We start from the raw sequence: 23,604 nt of genomic DNA on the forward strand, positions 1-23,604 counted from the left end.
AACACAAAGCCCGTTACGGCCTCGCTGAAGGTGATCGTTATTGGGATCGGGTTCGTATTCGTAGGCGAGCCAACGGCCGAACTGATCACAACGCTAGGCTGGGTAACATCGTACACCCTGCTATAGGGCGTTGCCGCCGTGTTCCCGTTGCCAGCTCCGTCGAGGGCCACTCCGGCGGCCACATTTATCGTCACAGTTCCGTTCCCGCCCGGTGTGATATCCGCCGTATAGGTCGTCCCAGTACCTCCAAAATTGCCGGCCGTGCCATTGGTCACACCGATATCGCCCAACACAAAGCCCGTTACGGCCTCGCTGAAAGTGATCGTTATTGGGATCGGGTTCGTATTCGTAGGCGAGCCAACGGCCGAACTGATCACAACGCTAGGTTGAATATTATCAAAAAGGGTAGTCGCTTGGGCTGCAGCCGTATTGCCCGCACCACCTAAGATCGCTGTTGCAGCATCCTCAGGTATATCTATTGTTATATTTCCTTGTGCACCACTCGGGGTAATCCCAACACTATAATCGCTAAAGCTCAACGGAATAAAGGTCGTAACCGAACCATTCACCACCACCACATCACTTTGGTCAAATCCATTTACTCCCTCACTAAACACCACCGTTACAGTATATTCGGCAATAGTGTTTACGGTAGCAGGCTCACCTAGAATATCCACCGTCGACTGCCCAAACCCATTAAACCCAAGAAGCAAGAACGCACATAAAAAAGTTAAACTTCTCAGATAGCGTGAAATCAAAAGTTTGGAAAATATATTATATAGGGTATTTATTTTCATAGCCGGTTATATCATTCAAAGATTTAAGAGGGAAATGGACATGCCATTTCCCAAAATTTAGGGAATCAATATTAAGAAAAAATACCCCATAAGCCTAAGAATAAGGGTTAAATATAAATTTATCAGATAAACGGCAAAAAACTAAAGCAAAGCCATTTAAGAAAGCTCTACAGACATGGTTTCGGCTGCAGGATGAATTTTTTTCACCAAGCCCTGAAGTACCTTTCCCGGCCCAACTTCCGTAAACAAAGTTGCTCCATCGGCTACCATTTGCTGCACGCTTTGGGTCCATTTTACTGGGGCCGTTAATTGGGCTATTAAATTCGCTTTTATAGCCTCTGGATCCTTAACCGCTGTTGTGGTTACGTTTTGATAAATGGCACAGCTAGGTGTCTTGAAAACGGTATTTTTTATAGCGGCTTCCAATTCTTCCCTTGCAGGCTCCATTAAAGGCGAATGAAAGGCTCCGCCCACTGGCAGCACCAAGGCCCTACGGGCACCGGCTTCCTTCAACTTTTCACAGGCAATATTAATGGCCTCCACCTCCCCGGAGATGACCAATTGCCCCGGACAGTTGTAATTGGCAGGCACAACAATACCAGGGGTTTCCGCGCAAATTTTTTCTACAATGGCATCATCCAATCCCAAAACTGCGGCCATAGTGCTTGGCTTCAGATCGCAGGCCTTTTGCATGGCCATTGCCCTCTGAAACACCAATTTCAATCCATCTTCAAAATCCAAGGTCCCATTGGCCACCAATGCAGAAAATTCTCCCAAGGAATGCCCTGCCACCATATCCGGTTTAAAACTTGACCCCATAACCTTGCTCATGATCACCGAATGCAAAAAGATGGCCGGCTGAGTAACCTTCGTTTCCTTTAAGTCCTCCGGAGTACCCTCAAACATAAGATCGGTAATGGAAAAATCTAAAATTTCATTGGCAGTTTCAAACATTTTTTGCGCTAAAGGATACTTTTCATAAAGATCCAATCCCATTCCTACAAATTGTGCTCCTTGTCCTGGAAAAATATATGCTTTCATACGTTTGTTTTAAAACTATTTAATTTTTGTGCAAAAATAAGATTATTTAATCAGGAGTTTACCCGAAATCCTGGGAATTAGCGCTCATTTAGATGTTCAAATCCCAGCATTGGCAAGTTCCACCCTCCTATTATTTCTTGAAATTATTCCTTAAACCAACTGGAATATTTAACATAGGCATTGGCTATGCGTTCTACCTCCCCTACACTCAACTCGGTACTGATATCCTTAATTTTTTTTGCAGGCATTCCCGCAAAAACAGTACCTGAAGGCACGTGTGTTCCCTTGGTCACTACCGCTCCGGCCGCTATGATACTATTGCTTTCCACAACACAATCGTCCATGATTATACTGCCCATTCCTATTAACACGTTATCATGAACGGTACAGCCGTGAACAATGGCGTTGTGACCTATGGACACATTGTTGCCAATATTGGTGGGCGACTTTAAATAAGTACAATGTATAACGGCACCATCCTGCACGTTTACCTTATCACCCATTTTTATATAATGAACATCACCTCTTAAAACGGCATTGAACCAAATGCTGCATTGGTTCCCCATGACTACATCGCCTACTATGGTGGCATTCTCCGCAATATAACAATCCTCACCTATCTGTGGGGATTTACCATTTATGGTCTTAATCATTTCGATTTATTTTTAAATTATTTGGGCCGGTCTATTTTCCAACTTTACATTTTAAAGTGACCCAACTTCCGCGGAAACCTGCCACTTTGGGCAAATCTACGCTATTCAAAAAACGACAGCAAATCCTTCTTTTTGGAAGCTGAAACCATAATTTCCTTTCCATTGGAAATCACCACACTGCCACCTTTGCCCTTTTTATACTTTACTATCTCATTCACATTTACCAGATAAGATTTATGGACTCTGGCAAAGGTATAGTCGGACAGGGCATCCTCAAAATATTTAAGCGTTTTACTGACCAGAATTTTTTGTTTCTCCAAATACAGTTCCGTGTAATTGTCATCAGCTTTGCAATATAAAATATCCGACACATTCAACACCTGAAAACCATCTTGTCGCGGCAGGGTTATTTTTCCATCCACCTTGTTAAATTTAGGGGTAAGAACACGATTCTCGATCGCCTTTTCCTTTTCCCTTATTTCGGCTACATAGTCCACTGCTTTTATTAGTTCATCTATGCTAATGGGTTTCATTAAATAATAGGCGGCGTGGGCATTTAACGCATCTACGGCGTACTGATTATAGGCCGTAACAAAAACGGTCTCAAAATTACGGTCCGGCAGCTGATCCAACAAATCAAAAGCATTTCCAAAAGGCATTTCCACATCAAGGAATACCACATCAAGGTCGTTGTTATTGATCAGGGCAAGCCCTTCCTTAATGGTTGCGGCTTCGCCTACCAAATTAACGGTGGGACAATATTTAGCCAAATAATTACGTAGAATTTCCCTGCTATTTGCTTCATCTTCTACAATTAGGGCATTTAACTTCATTCTCAAATTTTGTTTTTATTGCTTCCCCTTATGGCCTCTTTGACCTACCAACTTTAACATCTTTATTTTTTATCAGTCCCTCTTAATAGTAAATAGCACCTTGGTGCCCGTACCATTTGTTTCCAGGTCGGAAATAAATACATCTACCTTATCCTTATACATGTCGTTTAATATTTCTATTCTCTTTTTGATGTTGCCCATACCCTTGGATTTTTGTTTTTTCTGATTTTGGGTCTTCAAGGCCGCCGAATTCTTCCTGCCTATACCGTTGTCGGTTATAGAAATCTCCAAGGCAAACTTATCTTTTTGTTTGAGCTCAATTTTTAAAAAACCCTTGTCCTCCCTATAGCGCAAACCATGCCAGATGGCATTTTCTATATAAGGTTGCAATAGCATGGGCGGTATTTGAAAAGCATCAATATCAATATCCTCATCCACTATAATTGCGTAGTCGAATTTATCCGAAAAACGGGAGTGCTCCAACTTGGTATACAGCTCCAGCAATTCCAATTCCTTTGATAATGGAATAAAATCCTCATCGGAATTCTCCAATACGGCCCGCATAAGGGTAGAGAAGTCGCTCAAGTACCGGTTTGCGCTCCTTTCGTCACTTTTGGCTATAAAATTATTTACCGAATTTAGCGCGTTGAATATAAAATGGGGATTCATTTGCGACCTCAAGGATTTAAGGGCCAATAAATTATTGGCCAACTTTTGTTGCTTATTGCTCCTGTAAAAGAAATAGGCCGCCAACCCCATCAAAAGCATTCCAAAGATCAAGGAATATATGATCCAATTTTGTCGTTTTATGCTTTCTGCCACCAATTGCTGCTCCGTTAGCGCCAAGCTGTATTTACTTTGGGTAAGCTCCCGCTCCTGTTCAAGGCCGGATATTCTACTCTGCTTGGCGGCAAGCTCCCTATTAAATCGGGCCGCTCTGGCTATTTCCTGTTCTTTTCTAACATATAGGGTGTCTACAACGGCTACATACTCTTGATAGGTCTCCAAAGCTTTGGTGTAATCTCCCTTATATTTATAAACTTCGGACAATTTGCGTGTGGCATCTTTCCTGACCAACAGATCATCATCAACATCCGCATCTTTTATACTCTCTTCCAAATAAGGAATAGCTTCATCATATTTATCCTGGGCAATATAGGCGTTGGCAATTTTATAATTTATTCTTTGGGCCGATATGGAATCGTTCTCCATGGATATTCCATCCGCGACCTCACTTTTAGGAATCTTTTTTAAATCCTCCAAACTCTTTTTACGCAATTGGATTTCTTGTCCAAATTGATTTTTTTTATTGTAAAAATCGGCCACTTTCTCTTTTTCCTGAACCGCTCGTTGGGGCGCTTGTCCTGAAGAAAGCTCCAAGGAGTTATTAAAATAGGCGTTCGCTTCTTGAAGTCGATTTCCCTTTGCGTAAGCAGTGGCTATTTTGGAATTTAGGTCGATGGTTTTTGGGGCGATCTGATTCTTATCAGCTATTTTAAGGCCCTCTCCATAAAATGCCACAGCCTTATCCACGTCTCCCAAGCCAACATAGGCATCTCCAAGGGTCTCGTACAGTTCCACCCTCTGAAATGGCACCATTTTGGTTATTTTCTCCATAGGTGACAGCAACTTCTCGGCTTCCCCATACTCCTTGTTCAAAACATAGGTCTTGCCAAGCAGCAATGATGTTTTTAGCGTCTGGTTGGCCAACAGTGCATCCTTGTAGCTGGAGATGGCCAAATCGTACTGCTTATGATATTGGTATACCTCGCCCAATGTGGAATAGGCTATAGCCAATTGCTCCTTATTACTGCCAATCCCCAATTGGGCCAGTGATTGGGTAATAAAATCGATGCTTTTCCGAATATTGCTCTTTTTGTAGTAATTGGCAGAATCGATATAACTATAATACAAAGAGGTAGATCTTTCCGCTTGACTACTACTCCTACTTACACCAATATTATTCTTGTCATTGGTCTCTGCCAAAATTTCCAAATCGTCCTTGCTTGTTACCCTATATCGCACGGTTTCCGTACGAGGACTCTCAAAGACAAGCTCCTGCCCCATGCCAACCTTTATTTTGAATTCCCCTTTGGCATTCGTCAGCGTATACTCTCCACTGTTGGTCGACACTGCCACTCCAGAAAGGCCTTGATTACTTCCCTTTTCCTTGACCACCCCCTGTAGTTCAAAATTAGATCCGGCCTGTGATATTTGGGAATACCCCGACGCCGAACCCAGAACCAGCAATAAACATATGTAAAAAAATTTGGTCATGACCTTTCAATATATATGATAAACTTAATTGATTTAAACCGTACTAAAAAATGCCTTATCCCTATAAATAGCACCCTTTATGAACCTAAAATAGGCTTAACGAATCCAAAACTCCACTTGCCTCATCCAAAATGACCATTCACTCATTGCTTGTTTTTTTAGAATAATGTTGATCCTACTTTTAACCTATGATATCACCGATTATTATCCAGATACTTAAAACTTAGGTGGTTCATAACATACTAAAAATAGTGGTAAGCTATAATTATCCAACCACTACAAGTACATAAGAATCAATGTTCAACTAAAATAAAGTACCAATGAAAAATGTAAAGCAAATATTAGTTTTAGGGGCTATTGCCCTAGGAATGGGTCAAAGTTTTGGCAACGATTTTAATAATGGGAATAACCTAAAAGATCCTCTTTTGACCGAAATGGCAATAGAAAATTCGAAGCCGGCCAATAATATGGTTAGGATAGCTCTCCTGCTCGACACTAGCAATAGTATGGACGGGCTAATTAATCAGGCAAAGGCACAATTATGGGATATTGTCAATAAATTTACCCATGCCAAATGCGGTAATGATGGTAGGCCTCAGTTACAGATTGCACTTTACCAATATGGCAACGATAATTTATCTTCTAGGGAAGGTTACATTCAACAGGTTTTAGGTTTTAGCAGTGATCTGGATGAGATTTCAGAAAAACTATTCTCCCTGTCCACCAATGGAGGGGAAGAATATTGCGGACAGGTAATACAAACTTCTTTGAGCCAATTGGACTGGGGAAAAAATCCAGACCAGCTAAAGATGATCTTTATTGCAGGCAATGAGCCCTTTACCCAAGGAAAGTTAAATTATAAGGATGCCGTTGCCAATGCCAAGGAAAAGGATGTTATTGTAAATACTATTTTCTGTGGGGCCTACGAGCAAGGCATCAATACGGGATGGAAAAATGGGGCACAATTAACGGGAGGAGAATATATGGCCATAGACCACAACCGTGAAGTGGTGCATATAGCCACCCCCTACGATGATGTGATCATTAAGTTAAATTCCAGATTGAACAAAACCTATATTTCCTACGGGGCTTTAGGCGCTGCAAAAATACAGCAGCAAAGCGCTCAGGACAGCAATGCCATGGAAATGGAGGAAGCTGTTGCGGTTAAAAGGGCAGTTAGCAAATCGTCCAGACTTTACACCAATTCCTCCTGGGACTTAGTAGATGCCTCCAAGGCTGACGGTTTTGACATAGACAAGGTTAAAAAGGAGGAATTGCCCATGGAGTTAAAGGAAAAATCCAAAACTGAAATTGCATCCTACATCGAAGGCAAGAAAAAGGAGCGTAGTGATATTCAAAATGAAATCCAAGACCTGAACAGCAAAAGGGAAGCCTATATTGCCTCACAGCAAAAGGATAATGAAAAGGGTGAATTGGAGAATGCCATGCTTACTGCTATTCAAAAACAGGCGGCCAAGAAAAATTATCGCTGGGAATAAGCCATTTACCTATAAAACCTCCTCTTTAGGCTTTACTTAAGGCTGTAAATGAATGAAAGAATTAATACAAATGTTCAATGGATCTGAAAAATCTGTTGAACATTTAATTTTTGGATACTCATGTACCAAGTATCAATAATAACAAAGGAAATATTGACAAACTGCAAAACGCAGCTTTGGAATTAGTAATTAACAGCCGGACACTTACAATCGTATCTTTTCTCAGTCTGTCCAAAATCGTACCCTAGGGTAATTTGATGAAATCCGCCATTGTCAAATCTAACATCCCCCATTTGGTATGAATAGTTGTAAGAGACCAAAAAATTCTTGTAGTTAACCCCCACTATTGGCGTAAAAAGCTGTAAACGTTGTTCCCCAAAATCGCTAGAAGTTTGGTATTGTGCTCCATCAAAACTTCTTCGATAGGAAAGACCGCCCCAAACCGTTCCAAAATCTACACTCTTATAAACTTTGGCGTTGATATCGATTGCCTTTTCTTGGGTAAACTCGGTGAACTGAAATAATACGGAAGGCTCTAATTGCCATTCGCTCTTCCCGAACACATAACCCGATGATATTAAGTATTTTCTTAAGTTATTGGACTCTATGGCCGAATATAGATCCCTACCTCTCCCCATTAGATTATGGACAGCGGCATGGGCATAGAATTCCATAAAATTATAGGACATTCCCAAATCCATATTAAAATAGCCAACACTATTCCTGGATCCCGTAATGATTGGATCCGGGATAACAGAAACAAACTCCGACTCGTCCAAATTACTTTGTTGTATGCCTGCACTAAGTCCAAAAGAGAGTTGATTTAGACTTCTAAAATCCCCTCCTAATCTCAAATGATGCGCATAGGTAAGTTTTAATCCCGTTTGTGAATGATAGCCGTTGGCATCATTAAAGACGGTTGCTCCATAACCACTACGTTCACCAACCCTAAAATGTGCGTTTAAGGTCTGCATATTAGGAGCCTCATCCACACTAAACCATTGTTTTCTAATAGTTGCCCTAATTTTCCCTCCTTCGCCTATTCCTGCCATGGATGGGTATACCAAATAGTAATTATCCGCTAAATAATCAAAATAAACAGGAACGCCTTCTTGAGCAATGGACTGATAGCCAATCGCAAAAAACGATAGTAAAATCAATAAATGTCGTTTCATTTAAGATGAGGGGTGTGTTAATAACATCGTCCAAATATAAATTATAACGGTTGAAATACTACATTATTATATATGCTATAACTTAGAAAACCTTCGTACTTTTGTCAAAAATAATTAAATGGAAGAGTTTATAATTACCGTGGTGCCCACGAAGAATCCGGCGATACTGAAATTTGAAACTAATCATTTCATTACAAAAAACAATAACTATGAATTCAAAAACATAGACGAAGCTAAAATTTCGCCTTTGGCCCAACAGTTATTTTATCTACCTTTTATAAAAACGGTATATATCTCAGGTAACTTTATAGGGTTGGAGCGTTATGATATTGTGGAATGGGACGATGTTAAGGATAGTGTGGCGCAGCAGTTGGTAGATTATCTTAATGCCGGTGAGCCTGTTGTCAAGGAAGATGAAAATCAAAAGAAGGTAGCGGTAACAGTGTATGCTGAAGTTACTCCCAATCCGTCTGTGATGAAATTCGTGACCAACAAAAGAATTGTACCAACAATTTTTGAATTTAAGAACATAGATGAGGCCAAAGATTCGGAATTGGCCAAGCAACTATTTATGCTACCCTTTGTAAAAGAAGTGTTTTTTGATGTAAATTATGTTTCCATAAACAAGTATGATGTTGCGGAATGGGACGATATTACCTTGGAGCTTCGTGAGAAAATCAGGGATTTTATTGCTGATGGCAAGGAAGTGGTATCGGCTGCGAGTCTTCAAAAACAGAAAACGATTGCCCCGGAAGCCCAATTGGAAGACACCAATTTGGACGACATATCAAAGCAGATCATTGATATTTTGGAAGAGTATGTAAAACCTGCAGTAGCTAGTGATGGGGGCAATATTCTCTTTAAGTCTTATGAAGAGGATACAAAAACCGTCAACGTTATTTTGCAAGGAGCCTGTAGTGGTTGCCCCTCGTCTACCTATACCTTAAAAAATGGAATTGAAACCATGCTCAAAAATATGATGGGCGATATGGTAAATGAAGTAGTTGCCTTAAATGGTTGATTTTCAATAACAATAGCACCCATTCTAGCTTTTATTTGTTAACTTTAAGAGAATCTAAAAATTTATACTATGTCTATCTTAAAAGTTATCGAAGTACTGGCAAATTCCAACAAAGGATGGGAAGATGCTGCAAGAAACGCTGTTGATCATGCTTCCAAAACGGTAAAAAATATACGTTCGGTTTACATTAATGAACAAAGCGCTACCGTTAAGGATGGGAAAATCGACAATTATCGCGTAAATGTTAAAATCACATTTGAAGTGAATTAATTTTATTCGTATTTCAATCAATAAGCGCCGATAAAAGGCGCTTTTTTTGTAATATATTTTCTAACCCCAATCAAAACTGTAGATTCCAACAGTAATTGTCAGCAAGATTAACAATTGTTTAGTGTTTGGGATTTGACAAGGAAATGGATTTTTTATTGTTTTGCAAAAAATTAAAATTACATGAATGTATTGAACGACTACGAGGACAACATTACTAAAGCCCAGGAATGGGCATGGGAAATTTTGCCTGGTTTGGTCACCTCCCTGGTTACAGCCGCACTTATTTTTGTAGTAGGCCTTTGGATTATAAGGTTAATCAATAGAATGGTCAAGAAATTTTTTAGGAAGGCCGAATACGACCCTTCCTTGGAATCGTTCTTGATGAGTTTTATCAGTATCGGCCTTAAAATAATGTTATTTGTACTGGTAATTACCCAGTTGGGTGTTCAATCCTCTTCCTTGGTGGCCATTATTGGTGCCGCTGGTCTGGCCATTGGCCTGGCCCTACAAGGTTCCTTGGCCAATTTTGCAGGAGGAGTACTTATCTTGGTGTTTAAACCCTTTAAGGTAGGTGATTTTATCTCGGCCCAAGGGGTAGATGGCACGGTTAAAGAAATTACCATTTTTACAACTAAACTAAGCACCTTTGGAAATCAAATAGCCATAGTGCCCAATGGCCAATTATCCAATAACAACATCATTAATTACAATGCCCAAAACACGCGAAGGGACAAAATAGCAGTGGGTATAGGGTATGGCTCCAATATAAAATTGGCCAAAGAAATTTTACTGGAGATATGTGCGGAGAATGAAAACATCCTTAAAGATCCGGCCCCGGAAGTATATGTTGCGGAATTAGGGGATAGCTCCGTGAATCTTTCCTTGCGGTTCTGGGCTGAAAATGATGTTTTTTGGTCTGCCCACTTTCATGTTATGGAAGAGCTAAAAAATAGGTTTGATGCCGCAGGCATAGAAATTCCTTTCCCACAAAGAGTTATCCACCAACCTCAGGCCTAAGGTTTCTTAGTAGGCAACATAAAATCCTTTAAATAATACGGTTCAAAGTAGGCGACATTTTCAAAATCGTTTACTTTGAACTTTTTATAGGATAATTCTCCCATTTCTTTAGCTGTAGGTAATGCCGAATGGTAACTAAAATTAGTATGACCTAACAGCTCCCTACATTTTTCCGCTCCGTCCCCAATTAGTAAAACCCTGCCTTTTTGTGCATATTCCAAAAAGCTGTCCTGGTTGATAATTTCTGCCCTGGTCTCCCTTATATTGTTCCCATCCGCGTCAAAAACTGTCGAATAAACTTCCATTCTCCTAGCATCCAACAGGGGAATTATAAAATCATAGTTTTTTTCATATCCCTGCTTTGCTAAACTCTCCAGTGTGGAAACCGATATCAGCGGAAGATCCAATGAAAAACAGAGTCCCTTGGCTGCTGATACACCTATGCGCAGTCCTGTATAGGACCCAGGGCCTTTGCTCACGGCAATGGCGGATATATCCTTAAAAGTTAAGGAAGCCCCTTTTAAAGCTTCCTCTATAAAAATGTGCAACTGTTCCGAATGAGAATAGTTGGGACTGTTGTCCTCCCTTAAAGAAATAATTTCGCCGTTGTTGGCAATACTCACTGAACAATTGGTCGTTGCAGTCTCTAAATTTAATATCATAGCCATAATAGACGGCAAATATAACTTAATCCAATGTTATAGGTAAGCCAAAATAAAATTCCAGAACCTTTAACCTAAATATATAGTCATATTTTGTCCTTATTAATTCCGCCTCCGCATTATCTACCCTGGACTGTGACTGACTAAAATCGAAAGCGTTCATTAGGCCAACATCAAATCGCTCTTTTGTATAATTATAGGCCAACCTACGGGCCTCCAAAGTTTTCTGGGCAGCTTCATAGGCTTTGGAAAAACTCTTTACATCTACATAGGCCTGATTGATATTGGTCTCTAAATCCAATTTATCCTGTTCCAACTGCAAACGTGACCTTTCTACCCCAATCTTGGCACGCTTAATATTGTTTTTAACACCAAACCCATTAAACACGGGAACATTTAACTGTAGACCATAAGCAATCCCATCTGTTAAATACAATTGGTCAGCAAAAGCGATTCTATCGAAAGTCAATGGATTCCTAAATTCACTTGAATATCGTGTGCCATAATTGAAGAAAGCCCCTAAGGTAGGGTAAACCGCACCCTTTGCTATTTGCAGGTCCTTTAGCGCCAAATCTACATTGGACAGAGAGAATTTAATATCATTCCTAAAAGTAAGGGCCTTGTCGAAAATTGTTTTAGGGGAATTGTCCAAAATATTGGAGGGAGGAATGTCAAATTCCTCGTCAGCAATATTAAAATTTTCGTAGTCCCTGATTTGAAGCAATTGTGCCAGGCCTATCCTAGAGATCAACACTTGATTCTCCCCATTTACAATTTGTTGTTCCTGATTAGCGGCAGTAGCCTCTATTTCCAATAAATCCCCTCTTGGAACAACACCGGCATCCACCAATTCCTTGGTCCTGACCAGATCCTGCTCGGTTACTGCATATTGTGCCCTAAAAACTTTAAGCGACTCCTTATTGGACAAAACCTGTAGATAGGCATTGGCCACTGCAAGCATAATATCGTCCTTTAAGTTATCCAATCTATATTGATTGGCCAAGGCATTCAATTTCGCTCTATTCAATCTATGAATATTCCTGAGTCCATCAAATAAATTTACCGAGGAGCTAAAGCCTCCTGATGCCGTTGTTACGGTTCCTGTAACCTGTTGGTTCCTGGATTGATCCAAAACTAGCCCCGAATTACCAGAAAGACTTGCATTTGCATTAAAATTGGGCAACATATCACCGATGGCATCGGACTTATCTATTTTGGCATTTTCAAGATCGAGTTCAAACTGCTCTATGGTCAAATTATTTTCCACGGCATAGTAAACACATTCTTCCAAGGTCCATTTTTTTTCTTGGGCGGATAGTACGCCACAACAGAAAATAAACAACCCTATAATTATCTTAATTTTCATGATTTGATTATTTTTTGATTGCTTTTTGATTGATGTTCCGCTTATTTGCCTTCCTCCGTTTCACTATCTTCTTCGGTACCTTTCTTAATGGGCTCGGTTTTGTTCCAAATCTTCACCCTATCATCCTTGGTAATGCCTGAAACGATTTCCACATTTACTCCATCCGAAATCCCGATCTCAACATCCTTTCTTTCAAATTTTTGCTCCTCCACAGTACCTACGGCCACTTCAACAAAGGGTTTATCCGTTACCTTGTCAAATTGTAGATAGGCCTCGGGAATTACCAACACACTGTCTTTTTTTTCCAACACCAAAGAGGCATTGGCACTATAACCTGCACGTATCAGAAAGTCGTCTTCCACGGCTACATCGCCCTCTATCTTAAACTGTACTGCTCCAGATTCCTCCACGCCCTTAGGTGCAATAAACCTAAGTTTGGCATCGAACTTTTTATCGTTAATGGCACCCAAACTAATCTCTAGGGGCATTCCCAGTTCCAATTTTCCTACCTCACCTTCATCTACCTTCCCTTCAAAAATCATGATGCTCAAATCGGCAATTGTGGCTATAGTAGTTCCATCATTAAAGTTGTTACTCTGAATTACCTGATCTCCTTCCTTAACCGGGATCTCCAGTATTGTACCCGAAACGGTTGCCCTAATATTGGTGTTAGCGGTAGCGCTACCTCCTGCCGATCCATCACGGATAATCTGGTAATCCGACTGAGCATTCTGCAGCTCCAATTTTGCCTGGTCATATCGCAGTTGTTGGGTATTAAAATCTTGGGAGGATATTACTCCTTTATCAAATATGGCCTTATTCCGGTCATATTCAATCTTAGTATTGTTCAATGCTATTTCGGCATTTTTTACCCGACCTCTTGCCTGGTTCATGGACTGTTCATTGGGCACCACCTTTATTTTGGCAATTAAGTCGCCCGCATTTACCTTGGCTCCCTCTTTCAAAAAGATTTCATCAATGATACCGGAAATCTGTGGCTTTATTTCCACTTCATCCTCTGGAACCACTTTACCAGTTGCCACAGATTTCTTTTGGATATTGGCCGTAAAAGGATTTTTTGTTTCGTAGGTAATGGCCGATTTACTATTCGACTTCACAAAAAAGGCCGCTGCCCAAAGAGCTCCCAGCACCAAAACTCCGATTAGCACATATTTTACAATCTTGTTCATTTTACTATATATTTATTTGTATTGGTTTGTTTTATTCTTCTCTTAAAGCATCTATTGGTTTTATACTTACTGCTCGTTGGGCAGGTATTAGGCCTATTAATGTGCCAAGCACTACCATTAAGGCCAAGGCCCCCAAAACATAAGGTATGGGCACAGTTGGATTGGCGTAGGGGAAATCCATACCCTGGGTGAACTTATTGATCAGACTTAGAACTCCCGCCCCAAGAATAATTCCCATAACGCCGGCCAGCATAGTTAGAAACACCGACTCCAGTATAATAAGGGAACGCACTTCCTTGGGTGTAGCTCCAAGGGCGCGCCTAACTCCCAATTCTTTGGTCCTTTCCTTGACAGAAATCAATAAAATATTGCCAATTCCTATAACTCCCGCCAAAATCGTAGCAATCCCGACAACCAAGGACATGAAGGTCAAACCCTTTGCAAAGCCAACAATTCTGTTGAATATTTCTCCTAGATTAAACGAACCAATAGCACGCTCATCCTTTGGGTTTACGTTGTGAATACTCTTGAGAACCGCCTTCACATTTTCTTCTACCTTTATAACATCTGCATCGTCATAGGCTGCGATTGCGAACCAACCCACATTTTCACCTGTATTATATAATTTTTTGAAAGTAGTAAAGGGTATATAGATATCTGAATCGCTTTCAAACCCACCTCCTGGTGTAAACTTATGCACGCCCACAACTTGGAAAAACACATTATCGATCCTTATATATCCGCCTATGGGATTCTCATCATTTTCAAACAAGTCCTTTTGTGTGCGCTCCCCAATGACACATACTTTTCTGGCGCCATCAATATCCTCATCATTTACAAATCTGCCACCATCATAGATTTTCTTGGTAGCGATTTTTGTGGAAATGGGATAATCCCCATAGACCGCATAGCTCCCAGACTTACCGCTTCTAATAATCTGTGCCGGGCTACCTCCAAAAATACCCTTCACATTTCTTGGAGCAATATATTGAATCTCCGGAATCCTGTTTTTTAACATGACCCCATCATTTAATTTAAGTTGCAACTGTCTTCCTGTCTTAAAACCCTTATAAGGCATACTTGTACTTTGAGCCCAAGTGAACATACTGTTCATGGCTACATTTTGAAATTGCTTCTCGAACCCATTGTCCAGGCCTTTAGCGGCTCCAGACAATACGATATAAATTAAAATTCCCCATAATACACCTATCACCGTAATAATGGTCCTGGTCCTATTTTTACCAATAGAACCAAAAATCTCCTGCCATGTATTACTATCAAATAAAAATCGCATATTATTCGTCTCTTAAGGCTTCAATTGGTTTTATTTCCGCAGCTCTTTTGGCCGGAATATATCCTGCAATAGCCCCGAACAGTATTAAAACCAAGGTGGCACTAATAGCCATTGTTATATCTATATAAGGATTGGTTATAAAATAGTCCTTCAATTTTTCGCCCATCGAGTTCAAAATAAAAATGCCTAAAAGCATTCCAAAAAATCCCGAAATGGTAGTAATAAAAACCGATTCCAATAAAATAGAACCGATGACCGACTTGGGAGTGGCCCCCAAGGCTTTTCTAATCCCAAGTTCCTTGGTACGTTCCTTGACCACAAACACCATAATATTACTGATCCCTATTATACCTGCTATTATGGTACCAAAGGCTACCAAGGCAACAATAATTTGTAAAACCCTCGCAAATTGCTGATTTTGCTTCAACTGATCCGCGACATTTCTGATAAACACTCCGTTCTGGTCATCCGGGCTTATGTATTTCTTTTCCTTAAAAAAACGATTTAGGCTCAAATCCAGTGCCATTGCCCCCGCGTAACCGATCTCTGGTTTAAAAGCCACTATTATCTGGTCTATTTTATCGTTATTTTTCTCAATGAGCTGACGTGTTGTGTAGGGCATATAGATCAATCGTTCCTCATTATCACCTCCGTCATCCTGAAAAACTCCGATAACCATAAAAGCACTCCCCGCCACATCTATATATTCACCTACGGCATTGTTATTTCCAAAAAGATCTTGCTCTACCAACCTTCCAATGACCACATATTTTGTTTTGTTTTTGATATCTTGCTCGTTTATAAAACGACCCTTCATCATAATGGTCTTTTCAGCATATTGATGTGCCGGACCAACCGCTCTGGTAGTATAGTTATTGGATTCATTCTTGTATTTTACCAAACCACCCCTAGAAATCCTTGGGGTAGAATACTCTACGAACATGGCGAAATTTTTATTGATATCCACCAGATCACTGTTATCGAACTCAATGGTCCTATTGGATTTATAGCCTTTATACGGTACCGTGGTCCTTCCCGGAAAAACATAGAGCACATTGGTGGCATCTTCCCCAAAAAACTCATTGAAGGTGTTGACCAGTCCGTTTCCCATTCCAAACAGAACAACGAAAATCAGAATACCCAAAGCCACGGTAAAACCGGATAGAAAAGTCCTTAGCTTATTCTTTTGAATAGTTTCAAATATTTCCTTCCAATTATCCCTACTAAACATATTGGGAGGCTCTAACCTGGGTTATTTTTTTATCCTCAACAATAACCCCGTCCTTTAAATGAACTATTCTTTTGCACATATCAGCAATGTCAGGCTCATGAGTAACTATTAGTATGGTATTGCCGGCATCGTTTATTTTTTGGATAAGATCCATGACCTCGTAGGAAGTGGTACTGTCAAGGGCACCGGTAGGCTCATCCGCCAACAATACTTTGGGCTCAGCTGCCATGGCCCTGGCTATGGCCACCCTTTGTTTTTGTCCCCCGGACAATTCACTCGGCAAATGGTCTGCCCATTCACGTAAACCTACTTGTTCCAAGTATTTTAAAGCCTTTTCCTGCCTTTCCTTTCTCCCCACTTTCTGATAATATAGCGGAAGTGCCACATTTTCCATGGCGCTTTTATAATTGATCAAATTAAAAGATTGAAAAACAAAACCTAAAAATTTGTTCCTATATTGTGCCGCCTTCGTCTCATTCAAATCTTTAATGGGCACCCCGTCCAAGGTATAGGATCCTTCATCCAAAACGTCCAACATACCAAGTATATTAAGCAAGGTGGACTTGCCAGAACCCGAAGACCCCATAATGGCCACAAGCTCCCCTTCTTCAACAGAAAAATTAATACCTTTTAATACATGAAGGGAATTGCTTCCCATTTTATAGGATTTATGAAGATCTTTAATTTCTATCATGATTTATTGAATTAGGTAAGCATGTCTGAAAATACGAAGATAAGACAGACTATCGATAAAGTCGTTACAACAGATTATGTTAAAGCTGTGTTAAATATATTATGCGCCAAGGGCTGCAGGTTTTATTTCGTTCCAAACTTTTATGTTATCATCTGGTTTTATTCCATTTAAAATTTGGATATAGATTCCGTCACTCACCCCTAATTGAATTTCCCTACGTTCAAATTTCTGGCTCCCCGTAGCAATTTCGACGAAAGGTTTTTTGGTATCGGGATCAAATTGGATCAAGGCTTCCTTCACCGCCAGAACACTATCTGCCTTGGCCAAAATAATTGAAGCATTGGCACTAAGACCCGCCCTGATAAATATGGAATCGCGTTTCTTTAAAGTACCTTTGATCTCAAACTGAATGGCTCCATTTTCCACTTTTCCCTTGGGCGCAATATAGTCCAGGACGGCGTCGAACACAGCATTCTCTATTGCCCCCACTGTAATTTCCAGGGGTAGATTTTCTTTAATTTTACCCACTTCCGACTCGTCTACCTTGCCTTCAAAAATCATCTTGTCTACATCAGCAATGGCTGCAATGGTAGTGCCCTCATTAAAATTATTGGATTCTATGACCTGATTCCCAACTTCTACCGGCACTTCCAACACCATTCCGCTCACCGTTGCCCGTATCAAGGTATTTGCCTCATTGCCATACCCTTTGGTAGTTCCGGTTTTAACGATATCGTAGCGTTTGTTGGCAGCAGCATAAGATTGCTTGGCCTGGTCATAGGCAACCTCTGCCTTTTCCAGATCTACTTTGGAAATTACCCCCTTATCGAACAAGGTTTTTTGTCGTTCCCAATTGCGCTTTTGGTCATCCAAAGAAATCTTGGCCTCTTCTATGGTATTCTTGGCCTCGTTCAAGGAAGACAGGTTGGGAACCACCTTTATCTTGGCAATCAAATCGCCAGATTTAACATAGTCGCCCCCTTCCACAAAAACTTCCTCTATAACCCCTGAAATATTAGGTTTTATCAATACCTCTTCCAAAGGCAGTATACTGCCCGTAGCCACAGTTTTCTTTATGATAGTTTGTGTAGAAGGCTTTTCAGTGGCATAGACCACCGGATCTTCGGCATTCTTTTTATACAGGTAAAACAAGGCCCCACCACAGCTAAAAACGATAAATAATAAAATTATAACAGTAATCGACTTTTTCATGTTTTTGATTTGTTTTTGATTGATTGATTTCTACTAATATTTTTATTCTTAGTTCAAAATTTTAAAGCTTCACAATGATGGAATGGCTACTCCATTCTCAATGCCTCTATTGGCTTAACTTTTATAGCACTTTGGGCAGGTATAAATCCGGCCAGCAACCCCGATACCACCAAAATAATCAAGGCCACCAGTACCACCCCTAAACTTACACTGGGATTTGCGAACATTTCAATTGGCCCATTGCTTGCCAGAAAATAATTAACGAGGTAGATGACCAAGGCCCCAAAACTTATTCCGGCCATCCCGGACATGATGGTCAAAAAAATAGATTCCATAATAATTTGAAGCTTAATGGACCATGGGTTTTCACCCAAAGCCCGTCGTATCCCTATTTCCTTGGTCCGCTCCTTGACCACTATCAACATAATATTGCTAACCCCAATTACACCGGACAACAATACCAACACACCAACAAAATAAGCTATCCACCGCATGGCCTTAAATAGGCCCAGCACTCTGTTAAACTCTTCAAACAGATCAAAATGCCCAACAGCACGTAAATCTTGGGGATGAATTTTTTGATTTTCCCGTACTACCGTAAATATCTGCTCCTTTAGTTGGGTGATGGAAGAATTATCATTGGCCGTAATGGCCATCCAACCAACGTTGTTAGCTTGGTTAAAAGCTTGGGAAAAGGAAGTAAAGGGTATAAAAATTTCCTTTTGGATCTCCTCGGCATTGCCATCATTGGAATTCTTCCTATAGGTACCAACAACCATGAAATTTACTCCCTGGATCTTAATATAGGTGCCTATTGCCTCTTCCCCCACATCATATAGGCTAGTACGAACCCCTTCTCCGATTACCGCCACCTTTCTTTTTCCTTCTATATCCAATTGGTTAATAAATCTGCCGGAGGTGATGCTCATTGGATCCTGATTTATAATATCCGGATAATCCCCGTAGACATTAAATGCCCCGGTTTTTATTCCCCTCACCACATTATTGGTTCCATTAAAACCTCCCAATTGATTTCTAGGGGACACAAACCTTAGATCTGGCACTTTTTGTTTTATAGCGGCTACATCCTCCAATTTAAAAGTAAAACGCCTTCCCTTTGGCAGGCCTTTGTAGGCTATGGAGGTTCCTTGGGTCCACATAAACATTGTATTGGTTGCGATATCACCAAAATTGGAGCGTATACCGTTCTCCAATCCCTTCCCTGCCGCTAAGAGAACGATCAATATCAATATACCCCAAAAAACTCCAAATGCGGTTAAAATGGTCCTGAACCAGTTGCTGGTCAGCACTTCAAGTATTTCTTTCCATCGGTCCTTATTGAACATATCATTTGGTTATTTAAAATCAACGGTCCTATTCATCCCTCAAGGCTTCAATAGGTCTAATGGTAGCGGCGCGCCAAGCTGGGAAAAAACCTGCCAAGGCCCCGGCTATTATCAATAAAAAAACCGTACTGAGTGCAACCCTGAAATTAATGGAAGGATTAAGGACATAATCTACCTGAAGGTTTGGCCCCACCAATTCCAATAATCCCATACTAAATATTAGTCCGGCCAACCCTGCAACACTGGTAACAAAGATTGCCTCGTGCAATATCATGCCCACAATAGCCCTTGGCCGTGCACCCAAAGCCTTCCTTACCCCTATCTCCCGGGTTCTTTCTTTCACAATAATCATCATAATATTGCTGACGCCTACCACTCCGGCCACAATAGTGCATATACCAACGAACCAAAAGAAGAACTTAATCCCTCCCGTTAAATTTTGGAATCGCTTTACAGCTTCCAGTGTATTAAACGTATTTACGGCACTGGGGTCATTGGGTGCTACCATATGAGCCTCCTTGAGGTAGGTTTTGATGTCTTCCGTCAATTTTACGGACTTTGCAACAGTCTCATTCAGACTGACGGAAGGCTTTAATGTATAGAACAGCATATTTAGGTTATCGCTTCCATTAAAAACCCGTTGGGCTGTACTTATTGGGATAAATAGTCTATCCTCTTCCCTATCGCCGCCCTTATCCCCATACACCCCAATGATCTGAAAATTAATCCCGGAAAGCTTCAAAAATGTACCAATGGGATTTTCTTCCCCTTTAAGCAATTCCCGCCTAATTTTATTGCTGATCACCACTACCTTGGCTACGCTTTCCTCATCTCCATAATTTAAATAGCGGCCTTGGGAAATATATTGATTTTCGATATTCTGAAATAAGGGAGACACGCCCTGTACGGAATAGGAACCTGATTCGGCATTATAATCTACAGTTACATTTCTTACCCTAAAAAACGGGGATTTATTCTCAAGGTCTTCGGCAAATTTGGAATTTATAGCTTGATAATTACTATTTCTTAGCTGTATGGGCCTACCTGGATTTAAGCCCATGTATTCATGGGTTGTAACCTGTGTCCATACCCCGATCCTGTTACTGGCATCGGCTTCAAATTCTTTGGCAATACCATTCTGCATGCCCTGTCCAAAAGCCAATAAAACCACTAAAATAAAAATACCCGAGGCTACGGAAACACCTGTAAGAATAGTACGGAGTTTATTTTTTCGTATGGCATCAAAAATTTCCTGCCATCTTTCAATATCAAACATAGGCCCAATAGTGTTTATTGAATAAGACCCTTGCGAAATGTAATTGTTACAGATGTAACTCTAAATAAATGTTAAAATTGATCTATAATTAGGCTTTCATCTTTTTATAGATAAAGAAAAATAAACCAGCCACCAAAAGATAGGGAACGGCCATAAGATATACAATACCATTATTGATACCTTTAGCAGTAGCCTCACTGCCTTCACTTTCCAATACTGCCCTACACATGGCGCATTGAGCTTCGGCCAATTCCGGAACCAACACAAAAACCAAAGTTAAAATCAATATGGTATACCGCATTTTTAAAGTAGTAGGTCTTGGATATGTTGATTTTTTAGTGCACATAATAAGGAGATATCATTAAATAGACCACTACCCCGGTAACGGCCACATACAGCCATAACGGAAAGGTAATCTTTGCCAGTTTCCTATGGGCCGCATAATTTTTAAGGTAAGCCTTTGCATAGGTACGCAGTACCAAAGGTATAATTACTATAGAAAGTATGATATGGGTTACCAAAATAAAGAAATAGATATATCTCACAATCCCTTCTCCACCAAACGATGTAGAATCCGAGGTCATATGATAGGCCACATACATTACTAGAAATGCCAAGGAAAGAACAATACAAGCGGTCATCAATTTTTGATGCAGCTCCAACTTCCCGTTTTTAACGGCAAGAACGGCAACCACCAACAAAACGGCAGTTAACCCATTTATAGAAGCATATATGGGAGGTAAAAAACCTAGAGGCTCCACATTGGGCAATTTAACCCCAAAGAGCAACGCCACTACAAGGGGTATAACAATGGAAACCAAGTTTATGATTTTATTGAATTTTTTTTCTTTTAAAGCGATTGCATCCATTATTCTTCCAATAATTTTTTGATATCCTCTTTTAGGATCGATATCTGTTCCTCTTCCCCGTGGTCATTTTCCCCTTCCTGCTCGGTAATGGTCCCCCTGTAATACACAATTGGATTTCCAAACTTATCTACCCTGGAACGTATAAAACCATTTTTATCCACCAAAGCAAAAAGACCCGAATGTTCAAACCCGCCTTCCGCCTCCGGAACTTCAGCTGCAAAAATACTAAATCCGGTATTGGCCAAGGTATAAATATCGATTAGATTCCCCGTCAGTAAATGCCAATCCATGTTGGTTATGCCGTAATCTTCGGCATATTCCTTTAATACCCCGGGCGTATCATATTCTGGATTTATGGTGAATGAAGCTACCCCAAAATTTTCAAAATCCTTAAATTCATTTTGAATCTGAACCAAATTTTTGTTCATTATGGGGCAAATTGTAGGACAGGTAGTAAAAAAGAACTCCACCAGATAAACCTTTCCCTTATAATCGTCATTGGTAATCAATAAACTGTCCTGATCCATAAAGGCAAATGGCGGCACTCTGCGTCTTTCACCGTTCATTTCAACATAGGCCAGCTTATCATTGGCATCTTTTAGGTTTAACCTGTCATTTTGTATAACGGAACCACCTTGGACCCGATCAACAATTTTTGGAACAAAAATGATTCCAAAAACAAGGATTACCAATGAAACCCAAACATATGTATAATTATTCTTTTGCATTATTTTGGCCTATCAGCACTGTTCTTTTTAAGGGCCATCCGATATTCGGCCAATATAATTTTTACATCATCCTCCATCTTATTGTTTAAATCCGCCACCGAGGACGTATCAAAACCGTATTTAACACCCTCATCCTCATCATCGTCCCTTCCCCTAAGCACTCTATTCTTATCAATAATAAATACATAGGGAGTACCCAGATTCCCGTCCAAGCTCAGGTTTGTCTTTAAACTCTTAAAAAGCCTATTAATTTCATCCTCATCGCCATAAACAAAATTCCATTTACCCACATCTGCCAATTGCTCCAGTTCCTTTTTCAATTCTTCCACGCTCTGCTCTGTACCTTTGGGCATGACCATAACAAATTGAAAATCGTTAAACTCGTTAAAGCGCTTGTATATCTTCTGGTTCAAATTAAAGGCATTGCCCTTTTTACTTTCCACGTCCTTTCCAAGAAACCCCAATACGGTAATTTTACCTTCCAAGGATACATCCTTGGCATCGAAATTAATTTCAGGAACATTCTCTGTTAAGGTTGCCAATTTGCCAAAGTTGGTAATGCCTGTAGCAAAAAATAGATATATCACTATAGGCAGGACAAATAAGGTAAGCAATACTAATGTTTTCTTCATCCAATGTATATTAGTTTCCAAGATTACAGTTTGGACGAAAAAGAACAATCCTCCGCTGTAAAATCAGCACAAACCAAATAAGTACAAAAATAAAAAAGACGGTTGTTATACCGTCTTTTTAAGCTGTTAATTATTCGTTAGAAATTCCACTTAACAAAGCCATCGCTATAAACGTGGTATATATAGTCTGCTTCAAAGAGAAGAATAAAAATAAGGTAGGCCACAAGGAATATAGGGGTCCATACAATAGCTCTTCTCAAAGAACTCTTTTCATCCCTAAGGTGCATAAAGTCCCACGCAATATAATAAGCCTTTACCAAGGTTAATATGATAAAAATCCAATTTAAGACTTTCATTCCCAGAAAATGGGAATGAGTCAAAGCAGCAGGTTTTAAAATCCCCAATGCCACTTCAACTATAGTCACCAAAGTAAGGAATATAAGTACGCCCCATATTTTTTGGGTGTTGGACTTAAACTTTAACAGACCTCTAAATATTTCGAGTTTATGTTCGTGTGCCAT

At 40.2% G+C, this 23,604-nt stretch carries 24 protein-coding genes; 4 read left to right on the forward strand and 20 right to left on the reverse strand.

From position 1 onward, the window contains the following. The 5 genes from LV92_RS10545 to LV92_RS10565 all read right to left on the reverse strand — a co-directional run. The coding region (locus LV92_RS10545; RefSeq protein WP_211322962.1) for an Ig-like domain-containing protein at positions 1-797 on the reverse strand (797 nt) is incomplete at its 3' end. A 156-nt stretch (positions 798-953) separates the two neighbouring features. Beyond that, positions 954-1,838, reverse strand: a complete 885-nt coding sequence (fabD, locus tag LV92_RS10550) for an ACP S-malonyltransferase (protein WP_111623637.1) — start codon at positions 1,836-1,838, stop codon at positions 954-956. Positions 1,839-1,981: 143 nt separating this feature from the next. Next, the gene (locus tag LV92_RS10555) at positions 1,982-2,491 is read right to left on the reverse strand and encodes a gamma carbonic anhydrase family protein (RefSeq protein WP_111623638.1); all 510 of its coding nucleotides are present in this window, start codon (positions 2,489-2,491) and stop codon (positions 1,982-1,984) included. Positions 2,492-2,592: 101 nt separating this feature from the next. Continuing rightward, a complete protein-coding gene (locus LV92_RS10560; RefSeq protein WP_111623639.1) occupies positions 2,593-3,324 on the reverse strand; it encodes a LytR/AlgR family response regulator transcription factor in 732 nt (243 codons plus the stop codon). Between the two features lie 72 nt (positions 3,325-3,396). Next, a complete protein-coding gene (locus LV92_RS10565) occupies positions 3,397-5,601 on the reverse strand; it encodes a tetratricopeptide repeat protein (protein WP_111623640.1) in 2,205 nt (734 codons plus the stop codon). 320 nt (positions 5,602-5,921) lie between these two features. Here LV92_RS10565 and LV92_RS10570 point away from each other — a divergent pair, with 320 nt between their 5' ends. Continuing rightward, positions 5,922-7,100, forward strand: coding sequence for a vWA domain-containing protein (locus LV92_RS10570; RefSeq protein WP_111623641.1), 1,179 nt, complete (start codon positions 5,922-5,924; stop codon positions 7,098-7,100). 182 nt (positions 7,101-7,282) lie between these two features. Here LV92_RS10570 and LV92_RS10575 read toward each other — a convergent pair whose 3' ends face one another. Continuing rightward, entirely contained in the window at positions 7,283-8,275 is a 993-nt protein-coding gene (locus tag LV92_RS10575; RefSeq protein WP_111623642.1) for a PorP/SprF family type IX secretion system membrane protein, read from the reverse strand. Between the two features lie 118 nt (positions 8,276-8,393). On the opposite strand from LV92_RS10575, the gene LV92_RS10580 reads away from it, so the two are divergent. From LV92_RS10580 to LV92_RS10590, 3 genes are all read left to right on the forward strand, one after another. Further along, positions 8,394-9,296, forward strand: coding sequence for a NifU family protein (locus LV92_RS10580; RefSeq protein ID WP_111623643.1), 903 nt, complete (start codon positions 8,394-8,396; stop codon positions 9,294-9,296). A 69-nt stretch (positions 9,297-9,365) separates the two neighbouring features. Next, on the forward strand, positions 9,366-9,566 hold the full coding sequence (locus LV92_RS10585) for a dodecin family protein (protein WP_111623644.1): 201 nt from the start codon (positions 9,366-9,368) through the stop codon (positions 9,564-9,566). 180 nt (positions 9,567-9,746) lie between these two features. Next, entirely contained in the window at positions 9,747-10,583 is an 837-nt protein-coding gene (locus tag LV92_RS10590) for a mechanosensitive ion channel family protein (RefSeq protein ID WP_111623645.1), read from the forward strand. Here the strand turns inward: LV92_RS10590 and tsaB are convergent. The 14 genes from tsaB to LV92_RS10660 form a co-directional block, all read right to left on the reverse strand. Beyond that, the gene (gene tsaB / locus LV92_RS10595; RefSeq protein ID WP_111623646.1) at positions 10,580-11,251 is read right to left on the reverse strand and encodes a tRNA (adenosine(37)-N6)-threonylcarbamoyltransferase complex dimerization subunit type 1 TsaB; all 672 of its coding nucleotides are present in this window, start codon (positions 11,249-11,251) and stop codon (positions 10,580-10,582) included. The genes LV92_RS10590 and tsaB overlap by 4 nt on opposite strands. 19 nt (positions 11,252-11,270) lie before the next feature. Then, a complete protein-coding gene (locus LV92_RS10600; RefSeq protein WP_111623647.1) occupies positions 11,271-12,611 on the reverse strand; it encodes a TolC family protein in 1,341 nt (446 codons plus the stop codon). A gap of 41 nt (positions 12,612-12,652) precedes the next feature. Beyond that, complete coding sequence (locus LV92_RS10605; RefSeq protein ID WP_111623648.1) at positions 12,653-13,801, reverse strand: efflux RND transporter periplasmic adaptor subunit; 1,149 nt, start codon at positions 13,799-13,801, stop codon at positions 12,653-12,655. Between the two features lie 31 nt (positions 13,802-13,832). Further along, positions 13,833-15,095 (reverse strand): ABC transporter permease, encoded by a 1,263-nt coding sequence (locus LV92_RS10610; protein WP_111623649.1) that lies wholly within the window; start codon positions 15,093-15,095, stop codon positions 13,833-13,835. 1 nt (position 15,096) lies between these two features. Continuing rightward, entirely contained in the window at positions 15,097-16,326 is a 1,230-nt protein-coding gene (locus LV92_RS10615; RefSeq protein ID WP_111623650.1) for an ABC transporter permease, read from the reverse strand. Then, positions 16,319-17,020, reverse strand: a complete 702-nt coding sequence (locus LV92_RS10620; RefSeq protein WP_031442418.1) for an ABC transporter ATP-binding protein — start codon at positions 17,018-17,020, stop codon at positions 16,319-16,321. The genes LV92_RS10615 and LV92_RS10620 overlap by 8 nt, the downstream gene beginning before the upstream one ends. A 99-nt stretch (positions 17,021-17,119) precedes the next feature. Beyond that, entirely contained in the window at positions 17,120-18,232 is a 1,113-nt protein-coding gene (locus LV92_RS10625) for an efflux RND transporter periplasmic adaptor subunit (protein ID WP_111623651.1), read from the reverse strand. 86 nt (positions 18,233-18,318) lie between these two features. Next, entirely contained in the window at positions 18,319-19,578 is a 1,260-nt protein-coding gene (locus LV92_RS10630) for an ABC transporter permease (RefSeq protein WP_111623652.1), read from the reverse strand. Positions 19,579-19,606: 28 nt separating this feature from the next. Next, on the reverse strand, positions 19,607-20,854 hold the full coding sequence (locus LV92_RS10635; RefSeq protein ID WP_111623653.1) for an ABC transporter permease: 1,248 nt from the start codon (positions 20,852-20,854) through the stop codon (positions 19,607-19,609). An 88-nt stretch (positions 20,855-20,942) separates the two neighbouring features. Beyond that, positions 20,943-21,155, reverse strand: a complete 213-nt coding sequence (locus LV92_RS10640; RefSeq protein ID WP_111623654.1) for a hypothetical protein — start codon at positions 21,153-21,155, stop codon at positions 20,943-20,945. Positions 21,156-21,189: 34 nt separating this feature from the next. Then, the gene (locus LV92_RS10645) at positions 21,190-21,723 is read right to left on the reverse strand and encodes a DUF420 domain-containing protein (protein ID WP_111623655.1); all 534 of its coding nucleotides are present in this window, start codon (positions 21,721-21,723) and stop codon (positions 21,190-21,192) included. Further along, complete coding sequence (locus LV92_RS10650) at positions 21,723-22,451, reverse strand: SCO family protein (RefSeq protein WP_111623656.1); 729 nt, start codon at positions 22,449-22,451, stop codon at positions 21,723-21,725. Before LV92_RS10650 ends, LV92_RS10645 begins: the two co-directional genes overlap by 1 nt. After that, entirely contained in the window at positions 22,451-23,083 is a 633-nt protein-coding gene (locus tag LV92_RS10655) for a thioredoxin domain-containing protein (RefSeq protein ID WP_111623657.1), read from the reverse strand. Before LV92_RS10655 ends, LV92_RS10650 begins: the two co-directional genes overlap by 1 nt. A gap of 137 nt (positions 23,084-23,220) precedes the next feature. Then, positions 23,221-23,604 carry a cytochrome C oxidase subunit IV family protein gene (locus LV92_RS10660; RefSeq protein WP_111623658.1) on the reverse strand — a complete coding sequence of 128 codons (384 nt, stop codon included), beginning with the start codon at positions 23,602-23,604 and terminating at the stop codon, positions 23,221-23,223.

Source organism: Arenibacter echinorum (assembly GCF_003259375.1).
Classification (GTDB): Bacteria; Bacteroidota; Bacteroidia; order Flavobacteriales; family Flavobacteriaceae; genus Arenibacter; species Arenibacter echinorum.

Excerpts from the sequence above, each read along its gene's own strand:
- tsaB (WP_111623646.1), bottom strand. The coding sequence starts at position 11,251 with ATGGCTATGATATTAAATTTAGAGACTGCAACGACCAATTGTTCAGTG.
- LV92_RS10555 (WP_111623638.1), bottom strand. The coding sequence starts at position 2,491 with ATGATTAAGACCATAAATGGTAAATCCCCACAGATAGGTGAGGATTGT.
- LV92_RS10625 (WP_111623651.1), bottom strand. The coding sequence starts at position 18,232 with ATGAAAAAGTCGATTACTGTTATAATTTTATTATTTATCGTTTTTAGC.
- LV92_RS10630 (WP_111623652.1), bottom strand. The coding sequence starts at position 19,578 with ATGTTCAATAAGGACCGATGGAAAGAAATACTTGAAGTGCTGACCAGC.
- LV92_RS10610 (WP_111623649.1), bottom strand. The coding sequence starts at position 15,095 with ATGCGATTTTTATTTGATAGTAATACATGGCAGGAGATTTTTGGTTCT.
- LV92_RS10565 (WP_111623640.1), bottom strand. The coding sequence starts at position 5,601 with ATGACCAAATTTTTTTACATATGTTTATTGCTGGTTCTGGGTTCGGCG.
- LV92_RS10650 (WP_111623656.1), bottom strand. The coding sequence starts at position 22,451 with ATGCAAAAGAATAATTATACATATGTTTGGGTTTCATTGGTAATCCTT.
- LV92_RS10640 (WP_111623654.1), bottom strand. The coding sequence starts at position 21,155 with ATGCGGTATACCATATTGATTTTAACTTTGGTTTTTGTGTTGGTTCCG.
- LV92_RS10600 (WP_111623647.1), bottom strand. The coding sequence starts at position 12,611 with ATGAAAATTAAGATAATTATAGGGTTGTTTATTTTCTGTTGTGGCGTA.
- LV92_RS10615 (WP_111623650.1), bottom strand. The coding sequence starts at position 16,326 with ATGTTTAGTAGGGATAATTGGAAGGAAATATTTGAAACTATTCAAAAG.
- fabD (WP_111623637.1), bottom strand. The coding sequence starts at position 1,838 with ATGAAAGCATATATTTTTCCAGGACAAGGAGCACAATTTGTAGGAATG.
- LV92_RS10660 (WP_111623658.1), bottom strand. The coding sequence starts at position 23,604 with ATGGCACACGAACATAAACTCGAAATATTTAGAGGTCTGTTAAAGTTT.
- LV92_RS10635 (WP_111623653.1), bottom strand. The coding sequence starts at position 20,854 with ATGTTTGATATTGAAAGATGGCAGGAAATTTTTGATGCCATACGAAAA.
- LV92_RS10560 (WP_111623639.1), bottom strand. The coding sequence starts at position 3,324 with ATGAAGTTAAATGCCCTAATTGTAGAAGATGAAGCAAATAGCAGGGAA.
- LV92_RS10585 (WP_111623644.1), top strand. The coding sequence starts at position 9,366 with ATGTCTATCTTAAAAGTTATCGAAGTACTGGCAAATTCCAACAAAGGA.
- LV92_RS10590 (WP_111623645.1), top strand. The coding sequence starts at position 9,747 with ATGAATGTATTGAACGACTACGAGGACAACATTACTAAAGCCCAGGAA.
- LV92_RS10580 (WP_111623643.1), top strand. The coding sequence starts at position 8,394 with ATGGAAGAGTTTATAATTACCGTGGTGCCCACGAAGAATCCGGCGATA.
- LV92_RS10605 (WP_111623648.1), bottom strand. The coding sequence starts at position 13,801 with ATGAACAAGATTGTAAAATATGTGCTAATCGGAGTTTTGGTGCTGGGA.
- LV92_RS10645 (WP_111623655.1), bottom strand. The coding sequence starts at position 21,723 with ATGGATGCAATCGCTTTAAAAGAAAAAAAATTCAATAAAATCATAAAC.
- LV92_RS10570 (WP_111623641.1), top strand. The coding sequence starts at position 5,922 with ATGAAAAATGTAAAGCAAATATTAGTTTTAGGGGCTATTGCCCTAGGA.
- LV92_RS10620 (WP_031442418.1), bottom strand. The coding sequence starts at position 17,020 with ATGATAGAAATTAAAGATCTTCATAAATCCTATAAAATGGGAAGCAAT.
- LV92_RS10655 (WP_111623657.1), bottom strand. The coding sequence starts at position 23,083 with ATGAAGAAAACATTAGTATTGCTTACCTTATTTGTCCTGCCTATAGTG.
- LV92_RS10575 (WP_111623642.1), bottom strand. The coding sequence starts at position 8,275 with ATGAAACGACATTTATTGATTTTACTATCGTTTTTTGCGATTGGCTAT.